This window comes from Ktedonobacter sp. SOSP1-85 (assembly GCF_016587415.1).
Taxonomy (GTDB): Bacteria; Chloroflexota; Ktedonobacteria; order Ktedonobacterales; family Ktedonobacteraceae; genus Ktedonobacter.
Map to the genome: position 1 here is coordinate 6,158,221 of NZ_BNJI01000001.1, position 22,511 is coordinate 6,180,731.

General features: G+C 55.8%; 14 protein-coding genes. 9 read left to right on the plus strand and 5 right to left on the minus strand.

From position 1 onward, the window contains the following. The first annotated feature begins 21 nt into the window (after nt 1-21). From KTE_RS25785 to KTE_RS25810, 6 genes are all read left to right on the plus strand, one after another. On the plus strand, nt 22-1,857 hold the full coding sequence (locus KTE_RS25785; RefSeq protein ID WP_201386069.1) for a serine/threonine-protein kinase: 1,836 nt from the start codon (nt 22-24) through the stop codon (nt 1,855-1,857). Between the two features lie 232 nt (nt 1,858-2,089). Continuing rightward, complete coding sequence (locus KTE_RS25790) at nt 2,090-3,079, plus strand: aldo/keto reductase (RefSeq protein WP_201386072.1); 990 nt, start codon at nt 2,090-2,092, stop codon at nt 3,077-3,079. 139 nt (nt 3,080-3,218) lie between these two features. Continuing rightward, the gene (locus tag KTE_RS25795; protein ID WP_201386073.1) at nt 3,219-4,103 is read left to right on the plus strand and encodes an LLM class flavin-dependent oxidoreductase; all 885 of its coding nucleotides are present in this window, start codon (nt 3,219-3,221) and stop codon (nt 4,101-4,103) included. Between the two features lie 198 nt (nt 4,104-4,301). Beyond that, nucleotides 4,302-6,734 carry an FAD-dependent oxidoreductase gene (locus KTE_RS25800; protein ID WP_201386074.1) on the plus strand — a complete coding sequence of 811 codons (2,433 nt, stop codon included), beginning with the start codon at nt 4,302-4,304 and terminating at the stop codon, nt 6,732-6,734. 18 nt (nt 6,735-6,752) lie between these two features. Continuing rightward, nucleotides 6,753-8,702, plus strand: coding sequence for a cyclic nucleotide-binding domain-containing protein (locus tag KTE_RS25805; RefSeq protein WP_201386075.1), 1,950 nt, complete (start codon nt 6,753-6,755; stop codon nt 8,700-8,702). Nucleotides 8,703-8,704: 2 nt separating this feature from the next. After that, nucleotides 8,705-9,598 (plus strand): hypothetical protein, encoded by an 894-nt coding sequence (locus KTE_RS25810; RefSeq protein WP_201386076.1) that lies wholly within the window; start codon nt 8,705-8,707, stop codon nt 9,596-9,598. A 110-nt stretch (nt 9,599-9,708) separates the two neighbouring features. Here the strand turns inward: KTE_RS25810 and KTE_RS25815 are convergent, their stop codons facing one another. Continuing rightward, the gene (locus KTE_RS25815; RefSeq protein ID WP_201386077.1) at nt 9,709-10,470 is read right to left on the minus strand and encodes a phosphatase PAP2 family protein; all 762 of its coding nucleotides are present in this window, start codon (nt 10,468-10,470) and stop codon (nt 9,709-9,711) included. A gap of 286 nt (nt 10,471-10,756) precedes the next feature. On the opposite strand from KTE_RS25815, the gene KTE_RS25820 reads away from it, so the two are divergent. Next, nucleotides 10,757-11,023 carry a hypothetical protein gene (locus KTE_RS25820; protein WP_201386079.1) on the plus strand — a complete coding sequence of 89 codons (267 nt, stop codon included), beginning with the start codon at nt 10,757-10,759 and terminating at the stop codon, nt 11,021-11,023. A gap of 123 nt (nt 11,024-11,146) precedes the next feature. After that, on the plus strand, nt 11,147-13,918 hold the full coding sequence (locus tag KTE_RS25825) for an amino acid permease (RefSeq protein ID WP_201386081.1): 2,772 nt from the start codon (nt 11,147-11,149) through the stop codon (nt 13,916-13,918). A 48-nt stretch (nt 13,919-13,966) separates the two neighbouring features. On the opposite strand, the gene ilvD is transcribed toward KTE_RS25825, so the two are convergent. Together ilvD and KTE_RS25835 are read right to left on the minus strand one after the other, a co-directional pair. Continuing rightward, on the minus strand, nt 13,967-15,703 hold the full coding sequence (ilvD, locus tag KTE_RS25830) for a dihydroxy-acid dehydratase (protein WP_201386084.1): 1,737 nt from the start codon (nt 15,701-15,703) through the stop codon (nt 13,967-13,969). Nucleotides 15,704-15,754: 51 nt separating this feature from the next. Continuing rightward, nucleotides 15,755-16,564, minus strand: coding sequence for an SDR family NAD(P)-dependent oxidoreductase (locus KTE_RS25835; protein WP_236600571.1), 810 nt, complete (start codon nt 16,562-16,564; stop codon nt 15,755-15,757). A 314-nt stretch (nt 16,565-16,878) separates the two neighbouring features. Between KTE_RS25835 and KTE_RS25840 the strand changes: the two genes are divergently transcribed. Continuing rightward, the gene (locus KTE_RS25840; RefSeq protein WP_201386086.1) at nt 16,879-19,749 is read left to right on the plus strand and encodes a serine/threonine-protein kinase; all 2,871 of its coding nucleotides are present in this window, start codon (nt 16,879-16,881) and stop codon (nt 19,747-19,749) included. A 12-nt stretch (nt 19,750-19,761) separates the two neighbouring features. Here the strand turns inward: KTE_RS25840 and KTE_RS25845 are convergent, their stop codons facing one another. Beyond that, nucleotides 19,762-20,973: a serine hydrolase gene (locus KTE_RS25845; RefSeq protein ID WP_201386088.1), complete on the minus strand. Its 1,212-nt coding sequence runs from the start codon at nt 20,971-20,973 to the stop codon at nt 19,762-19,764. A 215-nt stretch (nt 20,974-21,188) separates the two neighbouring features. After that, nucleotides 21,189-22,511: an RNA-guided endonuclease TnpB family protein gene (locus tag KTE_RS25850; protein WP_201386089.1), complete on the minus strand. Its 1,323-nt coding sequence runs from the start codon at nt 22,509-22,511 to the stop codon at nt 21,189-21,191.

The following is a 22,511-nucleotide window of genomic DNA, read 5'->3' on the forward strand; positions in this document are numbered from 1 at the left end:
CGCCCCCAAAGGACTTATTTCATGCTGTATCGTGCGGGACAACAGATAGGCCACTATCGTTTAACCCATATTGTCGGGGAGGGACCGCATGCTCAGGTATTTGTTGCAGAGCATCTTCCTTCTCAAGCGCCTGTGGCTATCAAAATGTTACGGGCGCGCCTTGCTCAGGAAGAAATTGAAAAATTCTCGCGTTCGGCTCGTCGAATCGCGAACCTGAGCCATCCCCATATTATGCGTGTGCGTGATTATGGTGTCGAATGGAATGTTCCCTACCTGGTCATGGAGGTTGCCCTCAATGGGAGTTTGCGTCGTCGCCATCTCGAAGGGACGCGTCTCTCCGCGCAACGCATTCTGGCGTATGCCAGGCAGATTTCTGAGGCCTTGCACTATGCACATAGCGAAAACTATCTGCACCAGTTTATTAAGCCAGAGAATATGCTGCTTGATAAGCAAGGCAATGTACTGTTGAGTGACTTCTTTCTTCCTCTGGGAATATTTACGGCTCGTTCCCCAGAGAACTCGCTCTACATGGCCCCCGAGCAATATCAGGGCGTGGCTCGTCAGACCAGTGACCAGTATGCCTTAGGACTGATCATTTATGAATGGTTTACGGGTGAGCGTCCGACTTATGATCCGCTTAGCACGCGCCTGTTTCAGTATGGCTCGCTGTTGCCTCCATTGCGGGCGAAGGTCCCCAGCGTGTCGACCGAAGTTGAGCAGGTGGTCATGACCGCGCTGGCGCGGGAGCCACACCAGCGTTTCAAAAGCATGCAAGCCTTCGCGAGTGCGCTTGAAGAGGCGTTTCGTGCGCGTCCCTCCTCTGGGCCGCTGCGCTCCTTCCCACAGCGGGTGGCGGTTGCCCCTGCTGGCCAGATGACTACCCCTTTATCTCCCCTCTCGACACCAGATGGTGTTGCCGTAGATGTGCCGGAAGCCCCGGCAGAGGTGAAGGCAGCGGGAAGAGTAATCTGGACGGCGCGCGCGAACCATGGCGCAGTTCGGAGTCTTTCCTGGTCTTATGATGGGCGCCGGCTTGTCTCGGGCGGGAATGATATGCAGGCTCGCGTCTGGGACGCCTCTACGGGAAAGGTTCTCCTCTCCTACGGTGGGCACCGGACGGGTGTGCATACCGTGGCCTGGTCACCCAGAGGGCTATTGATTGCCTCGGCGGGCTATGATCCACAGGTTCATGTGTGGAGCGCGACCAGGGGTGCTATTATGCATACCTTCCAGGCGCATACGCAACCGGTGAAGGCCCTGGCCTGGTCCTCCGATGGCCAGCGTCTTGCCTCGGTGGATGGACCAGATGGCATGGTCCGTGTCTGGGAAGCCATGTCGGGAACGCAGCACGCGACCTTTAAACCTCAGGATAAAGATGTGGCCGCGCTCACCTGGTCTCCTGATGGCACCTGTGTCGCCGTGGCCAGCGAGGATGGGGGCGTACAGATCTGGCATGTCAACACGCCACGGCATCATGGGCGCATCTTTAGCGACCCCTCGTTTGCTAGTGTGCAGGCCCTGGCCTGGGCGCCTGGGAATAGCTATATGGCTTCAGGCGGAGAGGAGCAGGTTATCCACTACTGGAATACCAACACGGGCCGGGATAAACTGCTCTTCAGTGGACACACGCAGAAGATTCTCTCGCTCTCCTGGTCACACGATGGCAAACTCCTGGCCTCTTCGAGCGCCGATGGGAGCGTGCGTATCTGGGATGTGCGCACAGGAGCCTGTGTCTTTGCTTACAGTAGTAAGCACCCTCCCGTGCACGTGGTGGCCTGGTCGCCAGGTGGTTCGCTGCTGGCCTGTGGCGATGCCGATGGCTCTATTCAGGTCTGGCAGATTCAGTTTCCCGCTTAGGTTCTCTTTATTTCGAGAGGGACGCGACAAGAGCCATGTCGCGTCCCCTCTCTTTATGTGTGGAAAAACTGTTTGTTTGCAGAATGGTTTATGGGTGCGGTAATCTAAGAGGACGGCGTCATTGGAGCGGTCCTGTTGTGCGTACTAGCTAAGAGATGGCGTTGTGCGTCTTTCACGTCTTTCATAAAAATTCGTATGAAAATTCTCTGTTGAGAAGAGAGGTTGTGTATATATGCGATACCGTTCATTTGGACGAACTGGCTGGAATGTCTCTGAGATTGGCTTTGGGGCCTGGGGAATTGGCGGAGATGCCTGGGGACAGCAAGACGATACCGCCGCGCTTGCGGCTCTCAATAAGGCTATTGACCTGGGTGTGAACTTCATTGATACCGCCGATGTCTATGGTGATGGCCATTCCGAGCAACTGATTGCCCAGGTGCGCAAAGCGCGCAAAGAAGAGCTTATTATTGTGACGAAGGCGGGCCGTCGCCTCAATCCCCACACGGCTGAAGGGTACAACAATCGCCAGAATCTAGCAGGCTTTATTGAGCGTAGCCTGCGCAATCTCGACGTCGAGGCCCTGGACCTGGTGCAACTGCACTGCCCACCCTCTGAGGTCTACGCTATGCCCGAGGTATTTGCGATCCTCGATGATTTGCAGCAGCAGGGCAAGATCCGCAACTATGGCGTCAGTGTCGAGAAGGTGGAAGAGGCACTTAAAGCCATACAATATTCCAACGTCAAGAGCGTGCAGATCATCTTTAATATGTTCCGTCTCAAGCCTGCCGAGCAGTTCTTCGCGGCGGCACGGGAGCGCAACGTTGGCGTCATTGTACGTGTCCCCCTGGCCAGCGGACTCTTGACGGGCAAGTTTAGCGCGCAGAGCCAGTTCTCCACGAGCGACCACCGCAATTATAACCGTCATGGCGAGGCCTTTGACCAGGGCGAGACCTTCTCCGGGGTGGACTATGAGGAGGGCCTGAAGGCGGTTGAAGAGCTACGGGACCTGGTTCCCGAAGGAACGACTATGGCGCAGTTCGCCCTGCGCTGGATCTTGATGTTCCCCGAGGTCTCGACGGTAATCGCCGGGGCGAAGAATCCACAGCAGGCGCAGGATAACACTGCTGCCTCAGAACTCCCCGCGCTGAGCGAAGAGACCATGAAGCGCATCCAGGAACTCTATGATCGGCGCTTCCGCGCCAGCGTCCACTCCCGCTGGTAAAAGAGAGTGGAAGAGAACAGCTGGGGGCTGTGTGCTTACCGCACACAGCCCCCAGCTGTTCTCTTCCAGAGGTGTGTCGCATAATGATTAGAGGGTATATATATCTTAGTTTTTATATCTTAGCTTTTGGAGGTGTATTTTGGCACAGGTTGATTTTGGTTTGATGTTGCGTCCGACCAATCCTGGGGACTCTTTTCAGGATTTGATGCAGTATAACCGGCATTGTATCGAGGCTCTCTCTCCCGCCTTTACGACGCTCTGGCTGGAGGATCATCTTCAGGTGGGGGCGAACGACCACCTGGAGGCCTTGACGACGCTGACGTACCTGGCCGCGCAGTACCAGCGCTTCAAGGTTGGTACGCTGGTCCTCTCCCAATCCTACCGCAATCCCGCCCTGTTGGCGAAGATGGCGGCCAATATCCAGGCCTTGACTGGTGGGCGCCTGATTCTGGGCGTGGGTGCCGGTTGGAAGGAGGATGAATACCGGGCGTATGGGTATCCCTTCCCCTCCGTCAAGGAGCGCATGGGCCAGCTGGAGGATACGGTAAATATCCTGCGCTCGCTCTGGCAGTCACAGCCTGCCAGCTTCGATGGCGCATTCTATCATATACAGGATGCCTATTGCGCGCCTCGGCCTGAGCCGTCCATTCCCATTCTGATTGGAGGTGGTGGGGAGCAGCGCACGCTGGCAATTGTGGCGCGCCACGCGGACTGGTGGAACTTCAATTCCTGCCCCGTCGAGGAATATGCGCGTAAGCTGGCGATCCTGCGCCAGCACTGCGAGCGCATCGGACGTAATCCCGACGAGATTAAGCTAACCTACCTGGGTACGCTGAGCGCCTCCGCTGATCCTGCCCAGGTGCAGCGCCACCCGCAGAAGCACTACATCGCCGGCAACGCGAGCGAGGTGCGCCAGGAGTTGGAGCAATTCCAGGCCATCGGCGTCACACATTTTATCTTCCGCATTTCCAACCTCCAGACCCTGCATTACTTCAATGAGCAGGTCGCGCCCCACTTTCAGTAATTCAGTAAAGGGGAATGATTTGGGAGGCCCTGGCTGCCGTACGGCAGCCAGGGCCTCCCAAATCATTCCCCTTTACTGAAAATAATGCCCAAAAAGGTCTTCTGTTGCCGTTTATAATGTGGTTTTATGAGAAGTTAAAATTTTTTATACCGTCATTTATCGTTCGCGTTGGTTCTACTACTTGTATCAGGGGATGTAATGGCAACGCAGCAAGCATATGTCATCATTGGCAATGGAATCGCGGGCGCGACCGCCGCGGAGGTCATACGCGCGGAAGATAGGGCCGCAGAGATTACAGTGGTCGCGGAGGAGCCGACTCCCGTCTTCTACCGCCCCGCGCTCAAGGACTACCTGGGCGGCAAAATTCGTGAGGAGAAGCTCTGGGCACGCCCCATCAGTTTCTATCCCGATCGTCACATTCGCTTTGTGACCGACCGCGTCATGGCTATCAGGCCAGGAGAGCACACTCTGGCGCTACGCAGCGGGGCGACGCTTGCCTACTCGCGCTTACTACTGGCGCATGGCGCGCGCGCAACCTCGCTGACCTGCCCTGGCGTCGACCTGGCGGGTGTCACGACGTTGCGCACTGTCGCCGACTACCAGCGCGTGCTGGCGCGGCTGAACAACGCGCGCCGTATCGTGGTTGTGGGGAGCGGGACGCTGGCACTTGAATCTATCGAGACGTTGCGCCATCGTGGATACGAGGTAACGCACCTCTTGCGCCGACGCACCCTCTGGTCCGAGGTGCTGGACCCCGTGGCCTCCGACCTGGTTCTACAACAGGAAAGGCGTGAGGGCGTCGATGTGCGCACCGAGCAGGAGATCGCCGAGGTCTGTGGGCAAAATGGGCAGGTGACTGGTGTAATCACGACGACGGGGCAGCATATCCCCTGTGAGATCGTCTTGCTGGGCATTGGCATTGAGCCAATTATCGACTTTGTGAAGAGCGCGGGCATCGCCTGTGGGCGTGGGGTCAAGGTCGATGGCGCGATGCGTACCACTGTGCCAGATATTTTTGCGGCAGGCGACCTGATTGAGACCGCTGATCCCATTACGGGCAAGGCGCGTGTGATCGGGCAGTGGTATCCCTCAGTGCAGCAGGCGCGTGCCGCCGCGTATAGTATGCTCGATCTGCTGGACACAGAACATCTCTTCCGCTTCGGCAACTTTTATAACGCCACTTTCCTCTATGGACTTGATTTCGCCTCGGTGGGCATCTCAACGGTTCCCAGGGGCGAGAAGAACTACCAGGAACTAGTCGCTGATCCCCAACCTCGCCATTATCAGAAGGTTATTTTAAAGCAAGGCGTCCCCGTGGGGATGGTGGCCCTGGGTGACCGTAGGAGTGTGCTGACCTATAAACGCGCTATCGATCACAGCGTGAATCTCTCCCCGGTCGCCTCACGCCTCTTTGCCCCTGATTTTCACCTGGGGGCCTGGTTGGATACGCAGGGGGTGCCGCCTCCTCTGCTCGGGGTCAATCGCGAGGGTATGGTCGCCGTCCAGCGCATGGCTTACGCGACTGGGGTTGTACCTGAAGTGAAGCCCGCTATTGATAAGCCTGGAACCGCGCCGACTCTGCGCGAGGCCCGGCTAGTGCCTGTGAATCAGCTATCGATCACACCTCCCCTAACCGATGTCTATCTCAGTCAGACGCGGGTCGTTACCGTTGGCCGGCTGGAGGGTTCGAGCCTGGTCATTAACCATAATACGATCTCGCGTCGCCACGCGGAGATTAGCTACGCCAATGGGCAGTATGTGTTGCGCGACCTGGGAAGTAAGAATGGGACGCAGGTAAATGGGCAGCGAGTGGCGCCCAATAGCCTGACCGTACTTGCGCCAGAGAACCAGGTCCAGTTTGGCTCGGTGAAATTTGCGTTGAAACTGCAAACAGTTGATCCTGCCGAATCTGTTTTGCTCAATAAAGAGCAGAAGCAAGCCTTCTTTAATGCCACACCAGTCTCGGCCGCGAATATCCCCACGTTCTCGTCCGCGATCGCAGGAGCGGGCGAGCAGACGGTGATTCACGCTCCTGCGCCAGCGTTGTCCCAGGGACAACCAGTGCTTGCCAGCGATGGTTCCCTCTCGTTGCCTGGTGTGGCTACACCCCTTTCGGCGAATCTCGTGGCGCCTCTGCGCCAGGGACCAGCCCTGGTATGTGTACTTAATGGTCAACCCCTGGTCTTTGCTCTGCCTCTAAAGAGGCAGGTCACCATTGGCCGGGAGCAAGGGAATGAGATTAGGCTCCAGGAGATGTCCATCTCACGCAAGCACGCCGCCATTTTCCCTGGACCCGATGGTCTCGATAGTCTTTACATTCGCGATCTCCAGAGTGGCAATGGGGTGCGCGTGAATCATCACAAGATTACGTCGGCCTACCCTCTGACCCACGAGGCCGCAATTGAACTTGGGAATGTGAAGGCTTATTTCCTGAACTATCAGCAGCCACACTCACCGCTGCCTGTTCGCAGTGGAGGAAAGGGAATACCCGTCATGCAAGCTGTAGCAGCGCCAGGTAGCGAGCCTGTACGCGCTGGGATCGCGACGAAGACGGCGTATTGCCGCCAGTGTGGCGCGTCACTCGTGTCCCCTCAGGCGCGCTTCTGCCCCAGTTGCGGTTCACCACAATAAGGAGTTGAGAGAAAGTCTATGCAGAAACCAACTGCCCTGCCCATGATTGGCGTGCAGCATCGCAGTCATCTCACTCCACTCACCGAGAGTGAGGTGCGCTTTGAGATTGATATGTGTATCGGCTGCGACCGCTGTATGCGGGCATGTCCGCTCCCGCTCTCGTCGCAGGTCAATATCGCCGATCTCAACCTGGCCACGATCTCTGATGAGGTCGCGCCTCACGTGGCGCGTTTTACGCAGGAGTGCGTTATGTGTGGCTCCTGTGTGCCGGTCTGCCCGGTCAGCAACCATCGCGATCTGCTTATGCTCTCGCTCAAACAGCGCCTGGGAATCTCCTGGGATCGTAACGTGGATATGAGCCTGGTGCTTGAGTATCTCCCCCAGGGGTGGACGCTCCCTCTGCTGCTGAGCCGCCTGCGTGAGCAACCTATGTTTGGTGATGCGCAACTGGTGCCAGATAATTACCTCAAACACCTGTTGAGCAGCTCCAAACTCCTGTCACTGGTGCCTGATTCCATCCTCATTCAGGAGCGTACCTATGGCCGAGAGATGTACTTTATCCTCGAAGGGCGCTTCATGACGAGCACGCTCGGCCCTTTGGGACAGGAATTGCCCATAGCGGTGCTTGGGCGTGGCGAATTTGTGGGTGAGCGTGGAATGCTAACGGGCCAGCAGCGGACTGCCACCGTCAAGGCCCAGACCACGGCCATGGTGCTTGAGGTTCCTGAGCAGGTGATCCAGCGCATGATGGAGGTCGCGCCCCCAGTGCGCCACTACTTTGAGAACCTGCATAATACCCGCTCGATTGTCAGCATCCTCAAGCGTATGGCCCTCTTCCAGGGGGTTGCGGACCAGGATATGCGCTGGCTGGCGAGTAAAGTGCGCTTTAGAAACTACGAGCGCGACGAAGTGCTTTTCGCCGATAGGGAGGAGGCGCAACCGGCTCGTGAGGCGCTACATGTCATCCTGGACGGCTTTGTGAAGGTGGCGCGCATGTCCTCGGGTTCTCATCCTGGTCAGGGAAAAGAGCGCATCATTGCCTACCGCCAGAATGGCGACTATTTCGCCGGAGGCCTGGACATGCTTGGCGATGGGAAAGCGGTAACGGCGACTGCGATTAACCGTGTGCGGTTGGCGGAGATCCGGCGCGAAGATATGCTCGTGATTCTCTCGCGCTATCCCGAGGTCAACCAGCGCTTTATGCATCGCTTGCAGGAGTATCGCGTGATGGCGGACGCGGCCCAGACCTTCATCGGGCCGCGTGACCTTCTCCAACGCGGACAGACGCAGGCCCTGGCCGAGGCGGAGGCCAGGGCTGGCTTGCGCGCCCTGGTTGGTGGAGGCGTCGTTGAGGGGACCGAAGTGCTGGTCATCGATCTAGATAAGTGTGTTCACTGTGATAAGTGCGAGGAGGCGTGCGAGCGCAGGCATGGACACTCGCGCATGAACCGTCGTGGTATGGTCGTAGGCAATATCAGTGTGGCCACCGCCTGTCGCCACTGCCAGGACCCCGTCTGCCTGCTTTGTAGCCGTGCTGGCATTGCACGTCTGCCCAGTGGTGAGGTCTACATCACCGAGAGCTGTATCGGTTGTGGCATTTGCGCCGAGCGCTGCCCCTATGACAACATCTCCATTATCTCACTGAACGAGCAGGAGGCGGCTCCCTCTTCAACTTGGGAGCGCTTCACGCGCTTCTTCTCGAAAGGCGTTGGCAGAGAATATGGCAAGCGCCAGCTCCCCATGGCGCAGCAGTTCGCGATGCCTGGCCCCCTGACGCCCGGCGATGGCTCTGACGCCATCGCCGAAGTGCGCAAAAAACTGGCGATCAAGTGCGACCTCTGCGCGGGATATAGCAATCAGGCCTGTGTGCAGGCTTGCCCGACGGGCGCGGCCTTCCGCGTGCAACCGGGCCAGTTCTTTGGTTCCACCGAAGACATTCTCAATCTTACTACATCTCAGGAGCGTTAACCATGGCTGTTTCGACCAAGACGCCCGGCAAGAAGGCAGTGGCGCGCATCTGGCACACTCCGACGTCAAAGGCGGCTTTGTATTGGCTGCTCTTCGCCGCAGGCTATACCGCGCTGTTCTATATTCTCTACCTCTTGCTCCTGCACGAGAAGGCACGCTTCTTCAAAGGCCCCTTCTTCGACGTGGTGTTTCGCTGCGGCGTGATGTCCTATCTCATGATCCTGGGCGTTGCCGCGTACTCGCTACGGGCGCGTTTCTTTCATGGTCTGCCCTGGAAGGCGCAGAACTGGGTCTGGGCGCATATGTGGGTGGGGATCGCCTCCATCATGCTGGCCCTGCTCCACGCCGATTTCCGCTATATCCTGCACTTTGAGTGTAGCGGCGTGAACTGCCTCACGGATAAATACCTGGCCCTGCCCTCGCTCTACGGTCTGATCTTTCTCGTGTTTAGTGGAATCGTCGGACGTCTGCTGGATAGCTGGCAGACAAAGATGATCGCCCAGGATGCGAGCACAAATGGTGTGGGTATCGCCAAGGCCATCCCGGCGCGCCTCTCGGAGCTGGAGTATATCATTGAGCGCCTGAATGCGGGGAAGTCGGATGCCTTTAAGCAGTATTGTGAGCGCGCCCTGGCGTGTGTCGGGCTGCTACCAACGGACCTTCCCGCGCTTCCTGTGCAGGAGCAAGCGGATTTCCAGCGTACCCACGCGGCCCTGGCGGAGCATGCACGCCTCGCTGCCTCGCTCCAGGTGCAGACCCGGGCGCGCCTGATCTTCAAGACCTGGCGCCGTATCCACATGGTCCTGGTGCCACTGATCCTGCTCGTCATCTCCTATCACGCCGTCGCCGAGCTGATCCGCGTCCTGCTAGGCCTGATTCATACCCGCCCACTGTAGGTTTCGTAAGGTGTGTTGGGCAAAAATTGGAGCAAAGCCCCAATTTTTGCGCCAACACACCTTACTTTGAGCGCCGCAGGCGCGAAAACAGCCGTTAACAAAGAAGATACTTAGGCGGTTTGTACCTTATGTCGGCGCGCCTGGCGCTGCTCCCAGCGATATTTAAGCCATTGATAGACAGTAATGCCAATGCCCAACCAGAGCAGGCCAGCCAGGTAGCCACCCAGGACATCAAAGAAGTGGTGCTCGCCCGCCTCTATACGTGCGTAGCCAACGATAAGGACATAGATGATCATGAGTATCTGTAGAACAGGCAGTAGCCAGCGCAACGTCGAAGTGCGCGCAGGCCTGGTAAGCGTCAGGTAGAAGACAAAGCCCCACAAGACAACGTCGTGCATGACATGTCCAGAGGGGAAGCTATAGGCCTGGATCAGGCGATGCATACAGATGCCATCGGCGGGTGTAGCGCGTGGGCGACCCACCAGGATGGTTAATCCGCCCCAGACGACGCTGGCCGTCGCCACCGTTATCCACATGACCAGCGTCTCGATCCAGCCGCGAAAGAGCAGAAACACAATGCCGAGGATGCCGGGAATGATGACTGATGGAATTGGATCATTAAATGTATTGACGTAGTCAGAGGCTGTATCGATCCACGTGCGTGCGTTTGGCGAAAAGTGGCAGGGTATGGCATGGGGACCCTGAATAAAATCGGCCACATTTTTTTCTAGAGGCCAGAACGTTGGGTGAATAGAGACGAGAAACCCAAGAATTGCGAGTAAGATGAGTCCCACAAGCCATAAAACAAGAGTCGGGCCGCTTACCAGGCGCTTCTTTGTTTCCTCCCTTGAATGAGATGCAGATTGCTCCATAGAACGTTCCTCCTTGATTGCTGTATGGGAGCGTACTCCTGCTATTGAATACGTTGTTACGGTAGAGTATGGATGCAAGTCTCTCCGTTTTTCTTCAGGATTGCGAACAGAACTCCTTTGCTCAGTTGGACTCATAACAGGGTGTTGCAGGTCTTCTCGTGCATGTATGAGCTTTTGCAGTTTTCTATAATAGTAAAGATAAGCATAGGTAATCGTAGATTCGCCTGGTAGAGCTTGAAGCAAAGATAGCGCTATATAACAAAGCACCGGAAACGAGGATTGCACCATGAGAAAGATGTTATGTCTTTTCCTCATGAGCGCTGCGTTTGCGTTGCTCTTGATGGTTGGTATGGCAACACCTGTATCTGCCTCAACCTCAAGCGTGACCACAAGCACAGGAAGCGCAGCCAAAACAGCCTGGTGGCCGTATGGAGGGTATGGTGGCTGGTATAGAGGGCATGGCTATTCCCGACCCTTCTTCTTCTATTCCCGACCCTTCTTCTATCATCCCTTCTACTACTATCACCATTATTACTATCCCTACTACTGGTAGTGTGCGCCCACATGCAGCGTGAAGGGACATCTCAACATGGCTTGGACGCTGTTGGAATCAAGGGATGAAGGTAGCTCGTCTCCACAGTTGGAGACGAGCTTACACACATGAGGATATCCTTCTATGCTTGCTGGAGATGAAATAAGAGAAGCACCAGAAAAACAGAAACTTCCTCGAGAGTTGCGCGCCCGCGATCTCGCTGCTATGTCAGTGTTGATTGTCCTCTATTTCTTATGTGTCAACTCTGTGCAGACAGGGACTTTGGAGACCTTTAGTTATTGGCTGATTGGCCTCTGTTTTCTGCTCCCATCAGCTTATGTCTCTCGCTGGCTATCGGTGCATCTCTCATTTCATGGAGGGCACTATATCTGGATTAGAAAGTTGGGTGGTCTGCGCTGGGGTGAGATCACCGGCGCTTTTACCTGCTTATATGGTGTTTTTGTGATCCTGACTATTTTACAAGGAGAGCTGATTCTTATTACGGATTTTGAGCCTCACTGGTTTGATAATCCTTTGACACTCTACTGTGCCCAGATGTTCCTGGTGTTGTTCTGTGCCGCGCTTGCGCTGGTGCCATTGCGTTATCTTAAACATATGTTGCTGCTGGGGGCTGGCCTCTATATCTCATTGTTCCTGGCCGTTGGAGCGGCGGGTATCTGGTGGCTGTGGCAGGGGCATCCCTTTCATGCCACCTGGCCAGTGTGGCATGGCTGGCCTGCTGTCAAACAACACATTGGGATCTATGGCATTGTCATGTGGGCTTTTATGGGTGTCGACTGGCCTTTTATCATGGGTAAAGAGGTGCGTGGCGATGATGACGAGGCACGAACGCGGACGGGACGCTTTATCTGGTGGGCGTGTGCCCTGATCTTCGTGGCGTATGTCATTGCCACCTTTGGTGTCCTGGTTGTCGTCCCATATGAACATGTAGAGGCGTTTGATGCCATGCTGCTCGCGGTACAAAATAGTTTTGGCCCCCTGGCTGGCGCCCTCTTTCTCATCCTGTTAGGCTTCTGTCAAATTGCTATCTCTATCGCCGTTTTCCTGGTCTGTTCGCGCATGCTGATGTTCATGGCCTATGATCGCCTTTTGCCAAGGGCTATTGGTAATCTTTCCTGGAAAGGGACCCCCTTTGCTAGCGTTCTGACGATGGTGCTGCTGTGCGGCCTGATATTTTCCCTCATCTATGTCCCTCTGTATAGTTTCTCCGATCCCTCGGCCTGGATAGCTCTTCCGGGGAAGATTGTGAATGTGGTCCTGCAGGCCCTTGCGGCTGTCATCTGGTCGATGGCGACTCTGCTGCTGTACGGACTCCTCATCTGGACATGTACTACCAGGCCGCAGACATTTGTGCGCCTGTGCGAGCGCCAGAGAATCGTGTCCTGGCGAATCATGGGGCGCGTCCTTGGTGTGACTGTGGTGGGTGTGCTGACGACCTTGTTGGGTGGTATCCTTGTTCTCTCCTCTTCCTGGATACCGCGCCTGCTTTCGCCCTCGCATTGGACGTTTACGATTGCCTCTTTTACTGGTGTGGTGCTGCTTCTGGGATGGCTGGGGGCTGAACTGCCTCGCCAGTGGCGGCTCACCTATGACCTGCACGCGAAAAATGATAACGCTCGTCTACTACGAAGTCAGCTGCAAAAGGCCTATGATGAGAAGATTATTCTCGCCCAGAGGCAACAAGTGCTGCTACAAGAACGCGATACGCTCTTCCGGCAGCACGCACAATTAGCCGTGACTGATCCGGTGACCGGGCTGCCCAACCATCGCGCTTTGATGAAGGCGCTCGATGGACTATTAGCACAGAGTCGAGAGCAGGGCGAGACATGTGCGCTGCTGTTTATTGACCTGGATAATTTTAAGCATGCCAATGATACCTGGGGTCATCAAGCGGGCGATTTTTTCTTACACGAGGTGGGCGCAAATTTGCGCCAGGCGGTATCGCCCCAGGCCGTTGTGGGTCGCTATGGAGGCGAAGAGTTTGTTGTGATTGTGCCCAACATCTCGCTGTTGCAGGCAGGCGAACTTGCTGAGCATGTTCGTGTTCAGCTTCAGCAGGCATTACATGTCTGGAGTCCAAGTGAGTATAGCCCTCCGGTGTATGTGCGCCTGACGGCGAGTATCGGTGTTGTCTTATATCCATTCCACGGCGCTAACCGGGGCACGTTGCTTGAAGCCGCTGATCGTTTGATGTACCAGGCGAAGCAGGGGGGGCGCAATTGTGTACGTATCGCCGGGCTGGATACAGGCGCTCTATCTTCCTCGGTAACCCATACCGGTCCGATGGCCTATACAGCCAGCTTACAGACACATGCCTTGCTAGGGCTATTAATGGTAAAGGACCCGCAACTCTACGAGCAGGGGCAGCGCATCGCCCCGCTTGCGGTGATGGTGGCCAGAAATATGCAATCCACTGGTAACATGGTGCTCGTGACGCGTCTGACAGCTATGCTACATGACATCGGCATGCTGGCGCTGGCTGATACTTGTCCACTCAGACAGGAAGCAAATGCTACTGACCTGTGTAAGCATACAGCCTATGGGAAGGCGATTGTGGCGGAGGCTGGCGATATCTTCTCGCTTGTGGCTCCGTCTATAGAAGCGCATCATGCACGTTGGGATGGCCTGGGCTATCCCTATGGGCTGTGTGGAGAAGAAATTCCCCTGGCGGCCCGTATCGTGGCCGTTGTCGATGCCTATGATACTTTGTGCTTATGCTCCACCGCCAGAAGCGAGACCGCGATCTGCCAGAAGCTAGTGAACTGCGCAGGAACACGCTTCGATCCGGCCGTTATACGCGCCTTCCTCCAGGTACTCCAGACCCAGCAGCGTACGACAGATGCTGACTTAGAGGCCATTAGGCTTCCTCAATCGCAGCGTGAGCCTTCTGGGTAAGAGGTATGGGCGTGTTCCTTGATCCAGGTCAGAGTTGATATGAGATGTTTATGTCATGGAGGCGCCTTCAGAGGCGCCGCGTGCGACCCGCGCATAGAGTGAGAGAATGCCGCTGCTGTGGCGGGGCGCAGGTGGCGTCCAGTGCGCGCGACGCTCGCTGAGAATGCTCGCTATCTGCTCCTGGGGGAGTGGTTGCCTCTGGACGCCCACAATTGCCAGCCGCCGTTCGGGAATATGAATCTCGACCAGGTCGCCCTCTTCAATAAGCGCGATGGGACCACCATCGAGGGCCTCGGGCGTAATATGTCCCACGCACGGACCCTTCATGGCGCCAGAGAAGCGTCCATCCGTAATCAGGGCCGTGGTGGTGTTGAGCGCGGGATCGTCGGCGATGAGGGTCGAGGCAAAATACATCTCGGGCATGCCATTGGCCCGTGGTCCCTCGTAGCGAATGACGACGACATCGCCAGGGGTAATCTTGCGCTCACGCAGGGCGGACAGGGCCTCGTCTTCAAAGTCAAAGACGCGGGCGGGTCCAGTATGGATGTGCATCTCTTTAGGGACCGAGAAGGCCTTAATGACGGCTCCTCCCGGGGCCAGATTGCCGCGTAGCACCGCGATTCCCCCATCGGGACCAAAGGGATCTGAGCGCGGGCGCAGCACCTCACGGCGCGAGACCTTGACGTTGTGCAGGTAGCCAATGCGCTCGGCGAAGAAGCGGCTGTGTTCTATCTCTTCCAGGTTCTCTCCCACGGTCTTGCCGGTGACGGTCAGGCAATCCAGGTGCAGCATGTCACGCAGCTCAAGCATGACGGCTGGCACTCCGCCCGCATACCAGAAATACTCGACCGGGTAGCGCCCAGTGGTCTTAACGTTGGCTAGCACAGGGACCTGGCGATGAATACGATCAAAGTCGTCGATGCTGATATCGACACCAGCCTCGCGTGCGATGAGCGGCAGGTGCAGGAGCATATTCGTCGAGCCACCCACGGCGGCGTGAATGATGATGGCGTTCTCAAAGGCCTCGCGCGTCAGGATACGTCGAGGCGTGATCTCTTCCTCAATCAGCCTGAGGAGCTGCTTCCCCGTGGCGCGGGCATAGCGCAGCAACTGGGTGAGGGGCGCTGGAACAAGGGCCGAACCAGGCAGAGCCAAGCCCAGCGCCTCGGAGATGACCTGGCCCGTGCTGGCGCTGCCCATAAACTGGCAGGCCCCACAGGTGGGGCAGGCTCCATGCTCCGCCTGCTCAAAGTCCTCCCTGGGGAGTTCGCCGCGTTCGACTGCCATACCCATGGGCCAGAGATGATTCGAGGTCACATAATCGGGGGCGTTGAGTTGCGTGCCTCCAGGGAGATGAATGGCGGGCAGGTTGCAACGCGCGATGGCCAGCAAGTGTGCGGGCACAGACTTATCATTGCCCGAGACCAGGACCATGCCGTCGTGGGGGTGTCCAAGGGCGTGGATCTCGATCATGGCCGTCATGATATCGCGCGATACCAGGGAGTAAGACATCCCCGCGTGCGCCTGGGCGACGCCATCGCAGATATCGCTGACGGTGAAAACCCCTGGCTTGCCGCCCGCCTCAAAGACGCCATTACTGACCTCCTCGACGAGCGAGCGAAAATGAAAGGTGCCTGGATGTCCCATGCCATAGGCGCTATCGACAAGCACCTGGGGCTTGCCCAGGTCTTCTTCGGTCCAGTTCATGCCCATACGCAAGGCATCACCCTGGTGATTGACCGCCCGTAGGCGTTGACTCCGTAGCTTCTTCGGATCTATCGGCACTGTTTTTCGCTCCTTTAGTCCATGCCAGCATGGACCCTACACGTGGTGGATTTAGTGTAATTGGGAAGAATACTCGGGCAGGTCTGGATGTGCGCTGGGTAGGGGGCTCTGCAGAGTCCAGCCACCGTCGATGACCAGGGTCTGCCCGGTAACATGGCGCGCCTGGGGCGAGGCGAGATAGAGGGCGGCGGCGACAATATCCTCGACATTCCCCACGCGCCCGGTTGGCGTCACCCCGGCCCAGTTTGCCTCATAGTTGGGGTCATCCAGGAGGGTGCGTTCCGTGAGCGTCGCCCCCGGACAGATGGCGTTGACGGTAATGCCATACTTCCCCAGGTCCAGCGCGATTCCTCGCGCCATCATGCGGATGCCTGCCTTGGTAATGCCATATCCCTCCAGGTTCGCGTGCGCTTGAATGCCGGTGACAGAAGACATCAAAATAATGCGACCAGGAATGCGGGCTTTGATCATACTGTTGGCAGCGGTCTGGGCGGTAAAGAAACTGCCGCGCAGGTTGACGCTGGTCAGACGGTCGAAGGCATCGGGCGTATAGGTGAGAAAGTTCCCATAGTTGGTGATGCCAGCATTCGCGATTACAATATCCAGCCGGCCAGCGGCCTCGGTAAAACGCTGAAAGATGGCGCGGATGGCCTCTACATCGGCGATATCGCCCGCGTAGGGTGTGACTCGTTCGGCTCCCACTGCCCTGTTTATCTGCTGTGCGGCCCTCGCGCAGAGATCCGGGTCGATATCATTTAAGGCTACCGTGGCGCCCTCGCTGGCGAAGGCCTGGCAGAGTGCGTAGCCGATGCCTGTCCCGGCCCCGGTGACGAGCACTGCTTTCCCCGAAAACATACTCATGCATTTCCCCTCTATGTCTAACTGAATCAGTGTCTTCTCGCAGGTGTATTTATTGTATAATGATCTAAATTTAATCTCCAGTTTGTATTCACGAAATGGGATTGTTGTGAGTTTGTAGCACTCTTCTGGCCTATGAGTCCTCTTTGCTTGCGAGATATGTTGTAGGGAGAAGGACGTATACTATGTTGCAGTATTGCAAACAATCATGATCCCTCTTATTCCTGATAAGCTATTATGAGGGCGCAAAGAGCACTATTACATGGTTACTGGCTATTTTTCCCTCTGCCCAGACATGATTGAAAAAGGAGTATCTTATGCCTGAAGAGAAGGACTATCTTGGTAGACGTATTGGTAATTATCAACTTGCCTCCCGGATCAGTAGTGGTGGGTTCGGCCAGGTCTATCTTGCGCACCATACATTGCTGAAAGAGCGCGCGGTTGCTGTCAAACTGCTCCACATGTTTCTCCAGACCGAGCAAGAGCGTGAGCAGTTCTTGCAGGAAGCCCAGTTTTTAGAGAGCCTTAAACATCATTATATTCTGCCACTGCTAGATGTTGGTTTTCTCGAAGGGGCGCCCACGCCCTATCTGATCACCGAGTACGCGGCGGGCGGCTCGTTGCGCGAACGCCTCAGACAAAGGCTGCCCCTCTCAATCGAGCAAACAATCACGATCCTGGCGCAGGTGGGAGAAGCGCTTGCCTTTGCGCATCAGCATAACGTCATTCACCGTGATATCAAGCCCGAGAATATTCTCTTCAATGCCCAGGGTGATGCGTTACTGGCTGATTTTGGCATTGCCACTATTGCCTCGGCCACGACGCGTTCACAACTGGTAACGTCAGTAGTGGGAACCCCATTATATATGGCCCCCGAGCAGTTCCAGGGAAAGCTGAGTCGTGAGAGCGACCAGTATGCCCTGGGGTGTATCGCCTACGAACTCTTCACAGGTCGCCAGCCCTTCCAGGCCGGAGACTTTATCGCCATTGGCTTTCTGCATGCGACTGAACAGCCTGTCTCGCTGCGTCAGTACAATCCCCTGCTCCCGCTTGCGGTTGAGCAGGCGGTACTCAAGGCGCTGTCCAAGCAGCGTACGGAGCGTCACGCTGATGTACAAGCATTTGTATCGGCCCTACGGCAGGCGGTGCCTCTGCCAGAGAAAGCCGCTCCACTACAGGCTGCAAAAGTGCAAGAGCCGCAGTTTCCCGCAGTGATAACCGGACTGCCCCAGGCAATGGAAGTGCTTCGACAGACCACAGCACAGGCCACAGAGGCATCAAACTCCAACAGGGCCTTAGAAGATGCCCTCCTTGCCTGTGAGCAGGAGATACTGCGTGCCCCAACGCGCGCGGCGCTCTATAATCGCAAGGGCCTACTTTTAAGCGATCTCCTACGGGATGCACAGGCCTTAGCGTCCTTTGAGCAGGCCATTCTGCTGGAATCCTCTAATGCTGAGTTCTATTATAACAAAGGCCTTACCTTGGCGAACCTGAAGCGCTATGAAGAGGCGCTGCAGGCCTGGGACCGGGCCATCCAGATTGACCCCTCGCATATGCTCTCTTATAGCAGTAAGGGTTGGATCCTGACGCTTGTCGGTAGAGATGCAGAGGCGCTTCAAGCCTGCGAACAGGCCCTGCGCCTCGATCCCAACGATGCCGCATCCCTGACGCGTAAAGGAAATGCGCTCTGGGGTCTGGAGCGTTATCAAGAGGCCCTGGAAGCGCATGAAGACGCGCTACGCCTCAATCCACGCTATACCGCTGCCTATAACAACAAGGCTCTGGTCTTAAGCTCTATGAAGCGTTATCCCGAGGCGATAGAGGCGTATGAGCAGGCCGTGCGCACCAACCCCAACTACATCAATGCCTACATTAGCATGGCCCGCTTGCTCAATACATTGAATCGCTATGAAGAGGCCATCAAAGCCTGCGATCATGCCCTCGCGCTTGATCCCCGGAGCGCTGTGATGTATAACCGCAAGGGCCTGGCGCTGATTGGTCTAAAAAGATATCCTGAAGCGGTCGAGGTTTACAAGCGAGCGACGCAACTTGATCCCTCCTACAGCGATCCCTTTGGCAACCTGGGCTATGTGCTCTGTCTCTTGCAGCGTTATGATGAGGCCTTGCAAGCCTGCGAAGAGGCGATTCGTCTCGATCCGCAATTCACGCAGGCATATGGCAATAAGGCCTGGGTATTAAATAATCTCAAGCGATATGACGAGGCCCTGCTGGCAAGCGAAGCCGCTCTGCGTCTGGAGCCAAACAATGTGACCTACTTGATTCGCAAGGGCAATGCCTTCCTTGGTTTGCGCCGCGATGACGAGGCGTTGCAAGTGTATGACCTTGTGTTGAGGTTGGATTCCAGCGCTATTTCCGCTTACATTAATAAAGGTATCATCTATAAATCCCAACGGCGTTACCCCGAGGCGCTACAGATGCTGGAGCAGGCGCAGCGGCTTGATCCTCGTGATGCGCTGGTCTATAGCGATAAAGGCGATGTTCTCTATGAAATGAGGCGCTACCAGGAGGCCCTCGACGCCTTCGAGAAGGCCGCCGAGCTTGGCTCGCAGGATGCGAAGAGCTATCGAGACCGTGGAGATGCCCTCTATGAACTGAGGAGATATCGCGAAGCGCTGGAGATGTATGAACAGCTTATACGTCTGAGTCCCTCCTATGCTACGGGATATTATAACAAGGGCCTGGCCCTCAGCGCGCTGGAACGCCATCAAGAGGCTCTCGTCGCCTTTGAGCAGTCCCTGGTGCATGACTCCACATCGCTGAAGTTTCGTAGCCGTAGAGCGCTGGCCCTCTATGACCTGGGGCGCAACCAGGAGGCCCTCGACGCATGCAACGATATCCTTCGTACCCATCCCAACGATACGATTACGTTGAATCGGAAAGGCAATGCCTTGCTGGCTTTACGGCGCTATGACGAGGCGCTGGCGGCCTATGAGCAGGTGCTGCGCCTGGATGAGAACTTTGCCGCTGCCCACAACAATCGAGGCCTGATCTTCAAGGCGCTCAAGCGCTATGATGAAGCGCTTGAGGCGTATAATCAGGCCTTGCGCATCGATCCCAAATACGCCCTGGCTTACTACAACAAAGGGTTAGTGCTGAACTTGGTAGGACGCCAGCAAGAGGCCCGGGAAGCTCTGGATACAGCGCGCTCGCTGGGCTATACTGGGTAGGAGGCTGACCTCTCAATCATCGATGGCCTGATAGGCCGAGGTCCAAAAGTCGAGGCAAACTTCTGGTGGTTGTGGGGATGTCCAGGCGCGTTGGGTCATGAGGATGGTGATCATGTCCTCTTTAGGGTCTGAGTACCAGGAGGTTCCCAGACCACCATCCCATCCATAACGTCCAGGCGCCGCTGCCACATCATAGCGCCTGGTGACTATAGAGACGCCAAATCCCCAACCATGATTATCAAAGTAGCCCGAGACCAGGCCCGACTTTGCTTTCTGCTCAGGAGTTAACTGATCGGTGATCATGGTCTCAATGGTGGGGCGGGAGAGGATGCGTGTGCCTTCGTGTTTGCCATACGCAAGCATCATCTGGGCAAAGGCCAGATAGTCGTCGATGGTTGAAACGAGTCCCCCGGCGCCTGAGGGGAAAGCTGGAGGACGACTCCATTGGCCGTTTGCGGCCTCATCATAGACGGTGAGTTCTCCGCTTGCAGGATCAGTCCAATAACTGGTTGCTAGTCGGTCGATCTCTGAAGGCGGTACGCTGAATCCGGTATCCTTCATGCCCAGCGGCTCGAAGACCCGTTCGCGTAAGAAGGTCTCAAGTGGTTGCCCCGAGACGCGGGCAATCAGCATTCCCAGGACATCAGATCCCGTGTTATACATCCACTTCTCTCCTGGCTGATGCATGAGTGGAAGCTGTCCCAAACGGCGTAGCCACTCATCGGGTGCAGGAAGCGTTGAAGGGCTTGGTGGTCCCATCCCGATCTCCTGGGCGATGGCTTCCTTCAGGATTGGATAGTCTTCTGGCGAAGCCATCATCTGCCCAAATCCCATGCGGAAGGTGAGGAGGTCACGCACCGTGATTGATCGGTTCGCAGGGACTGTATCCTCAAGCGGCCCATTTTCGCGCCTTAATACTTTGCGTTCCGCCAATTCGGGAAGCCAGCGGTCCACAGGCTCGTCTAACCGCACTCTGCATTCCTCGACAAGAATCATGGTCGCTACAGCCGTGATCGGCTTGGTCATTGAGGAGATGCGGAAGATGGTATCGCGTTGCACCGGGATATTCCTATCTCTTGTCTGGGTGCCGATTGTATCGACATGGATCTCGCCTCGGTGGCTAACCAGGGTAACAAGACCGGGCACGCTGCCGCGCTCAACATGGCTTGCCATGATATCATGCATACGCGCAAGCCGCGCCCTGGACAATGCTGTAACGCTCATGGTTGTTTCTCCTTATCTCGCTTACGCACCTTCAAGTACAGACAAGATATTGCCCGCCGGATCTTTAAACCATGCAATGTTGGGACCCTGACCGCGAGAAATTCTCTTTTCATCTGTCACAAGGTTGCCAGCATTGTAGGACTCGAAGTGCACACCTCGCTTGCTCAGCTCATCTACGACATGCTCGATGTTATCGACGGGGAAGTTAAGGATGGTCAAATACCCCTGGATAAATCCGAGGGGCTTGTGTCTAGACTCCACCGCAACTCTGCATACCTTTGCAGGCGTGCAGCTTTGGCTTCTTTGTCTGACACATCAGGGCATTCTGACAATATGCCCGTACTCGTCCAGTCTTGCCGAACGAGCAACGCTCGCATCGTGATATTCTTGGCACCTAGAAGATCGGCGTGTAACGTATAATGGCAGTTTTGACAGATGAACATCAGACCTTTTTGAGGACGATTTTCCGGGCAGGTATGTCCACACATCGGACACGCTTGGCTTGTGTAGTTAGCATCTACCTTGATTGCCATCGAACCCTGCATGAGAGCCTTATATGCTATCATGCCTTGCAACTCAGCAAAGGACCATTTGGAGTAGACAGCATTGGCTTTCCTCTGCTTCTTGCTCGCTCGTTTGCCATGCTTACGCTTGGTTCGATCTCTGATGTCTGTCAAACTTTCCAATCCGATCAGACTATTGGGGTGTCGTGTGGCAATGCGCTTAGAGACCATGTGATTTGCGTCAGCTTTCAACCGTCTCTCTCGTCCACTAATCACCACCAGACGGCGGGTAGCAGAGCGAGTGCCTTTTCTTTGCAGACGCTTTCTCAGTCTCGCATAATGATTGGCTTTGGGGACTATCTTCTGGCCAGAATGGAAGGAGCAATCTCCCCTTGTTGTGCTGGTTACTGCCAAGTAGCGAACACCCACATCAACACCGACAATACCTGTATGGGTTTCTGGTGTTGGGTCTGCTCTCTCAATCTCAAGAGAAACCAGCAGATAGAACTGTTTCTTGGGTTTGTCATACCACAGTTTGGCAGCCCCGATTTCAGCACCCCTTTGGATCAAGGCAACATGTTGATTGTATCCAGTATAGGGAACAATGACACGCCCTTCCAAACTCAGAATACTCACATGATTGTCAGTCTTAAAACTGTAGTCTTTCTTGTATTGATAGGTCAGGGTAGGAGATACATACTTTGGAGCACGATCAAGTCCCTTGTATCGCTTCTTCGTACGCCCCGCCTTGCGATCCTCTGCATTCTTTTTGACCTTTGTCCACAATCCCTTGTAGGTTGCGCCGACTTGTCTGGGAACGCTACAAGCCATTTGAGAGCAAAGATGAAAACGAGCGCGGAGATCATGATAGGTTCCATCTTGCAAAGCAACCTTATTGCTCATCTTATCATGTTCAAACGCATATTGACTCACAAAATTGAGAGAGTCTCGATATGCCAATTGAGTAGCACGCAATTGATTAAACTGCTCTGGAGTTGTATTTAGTTTGAGCTTTGCAGATATCACTGTTTTCAT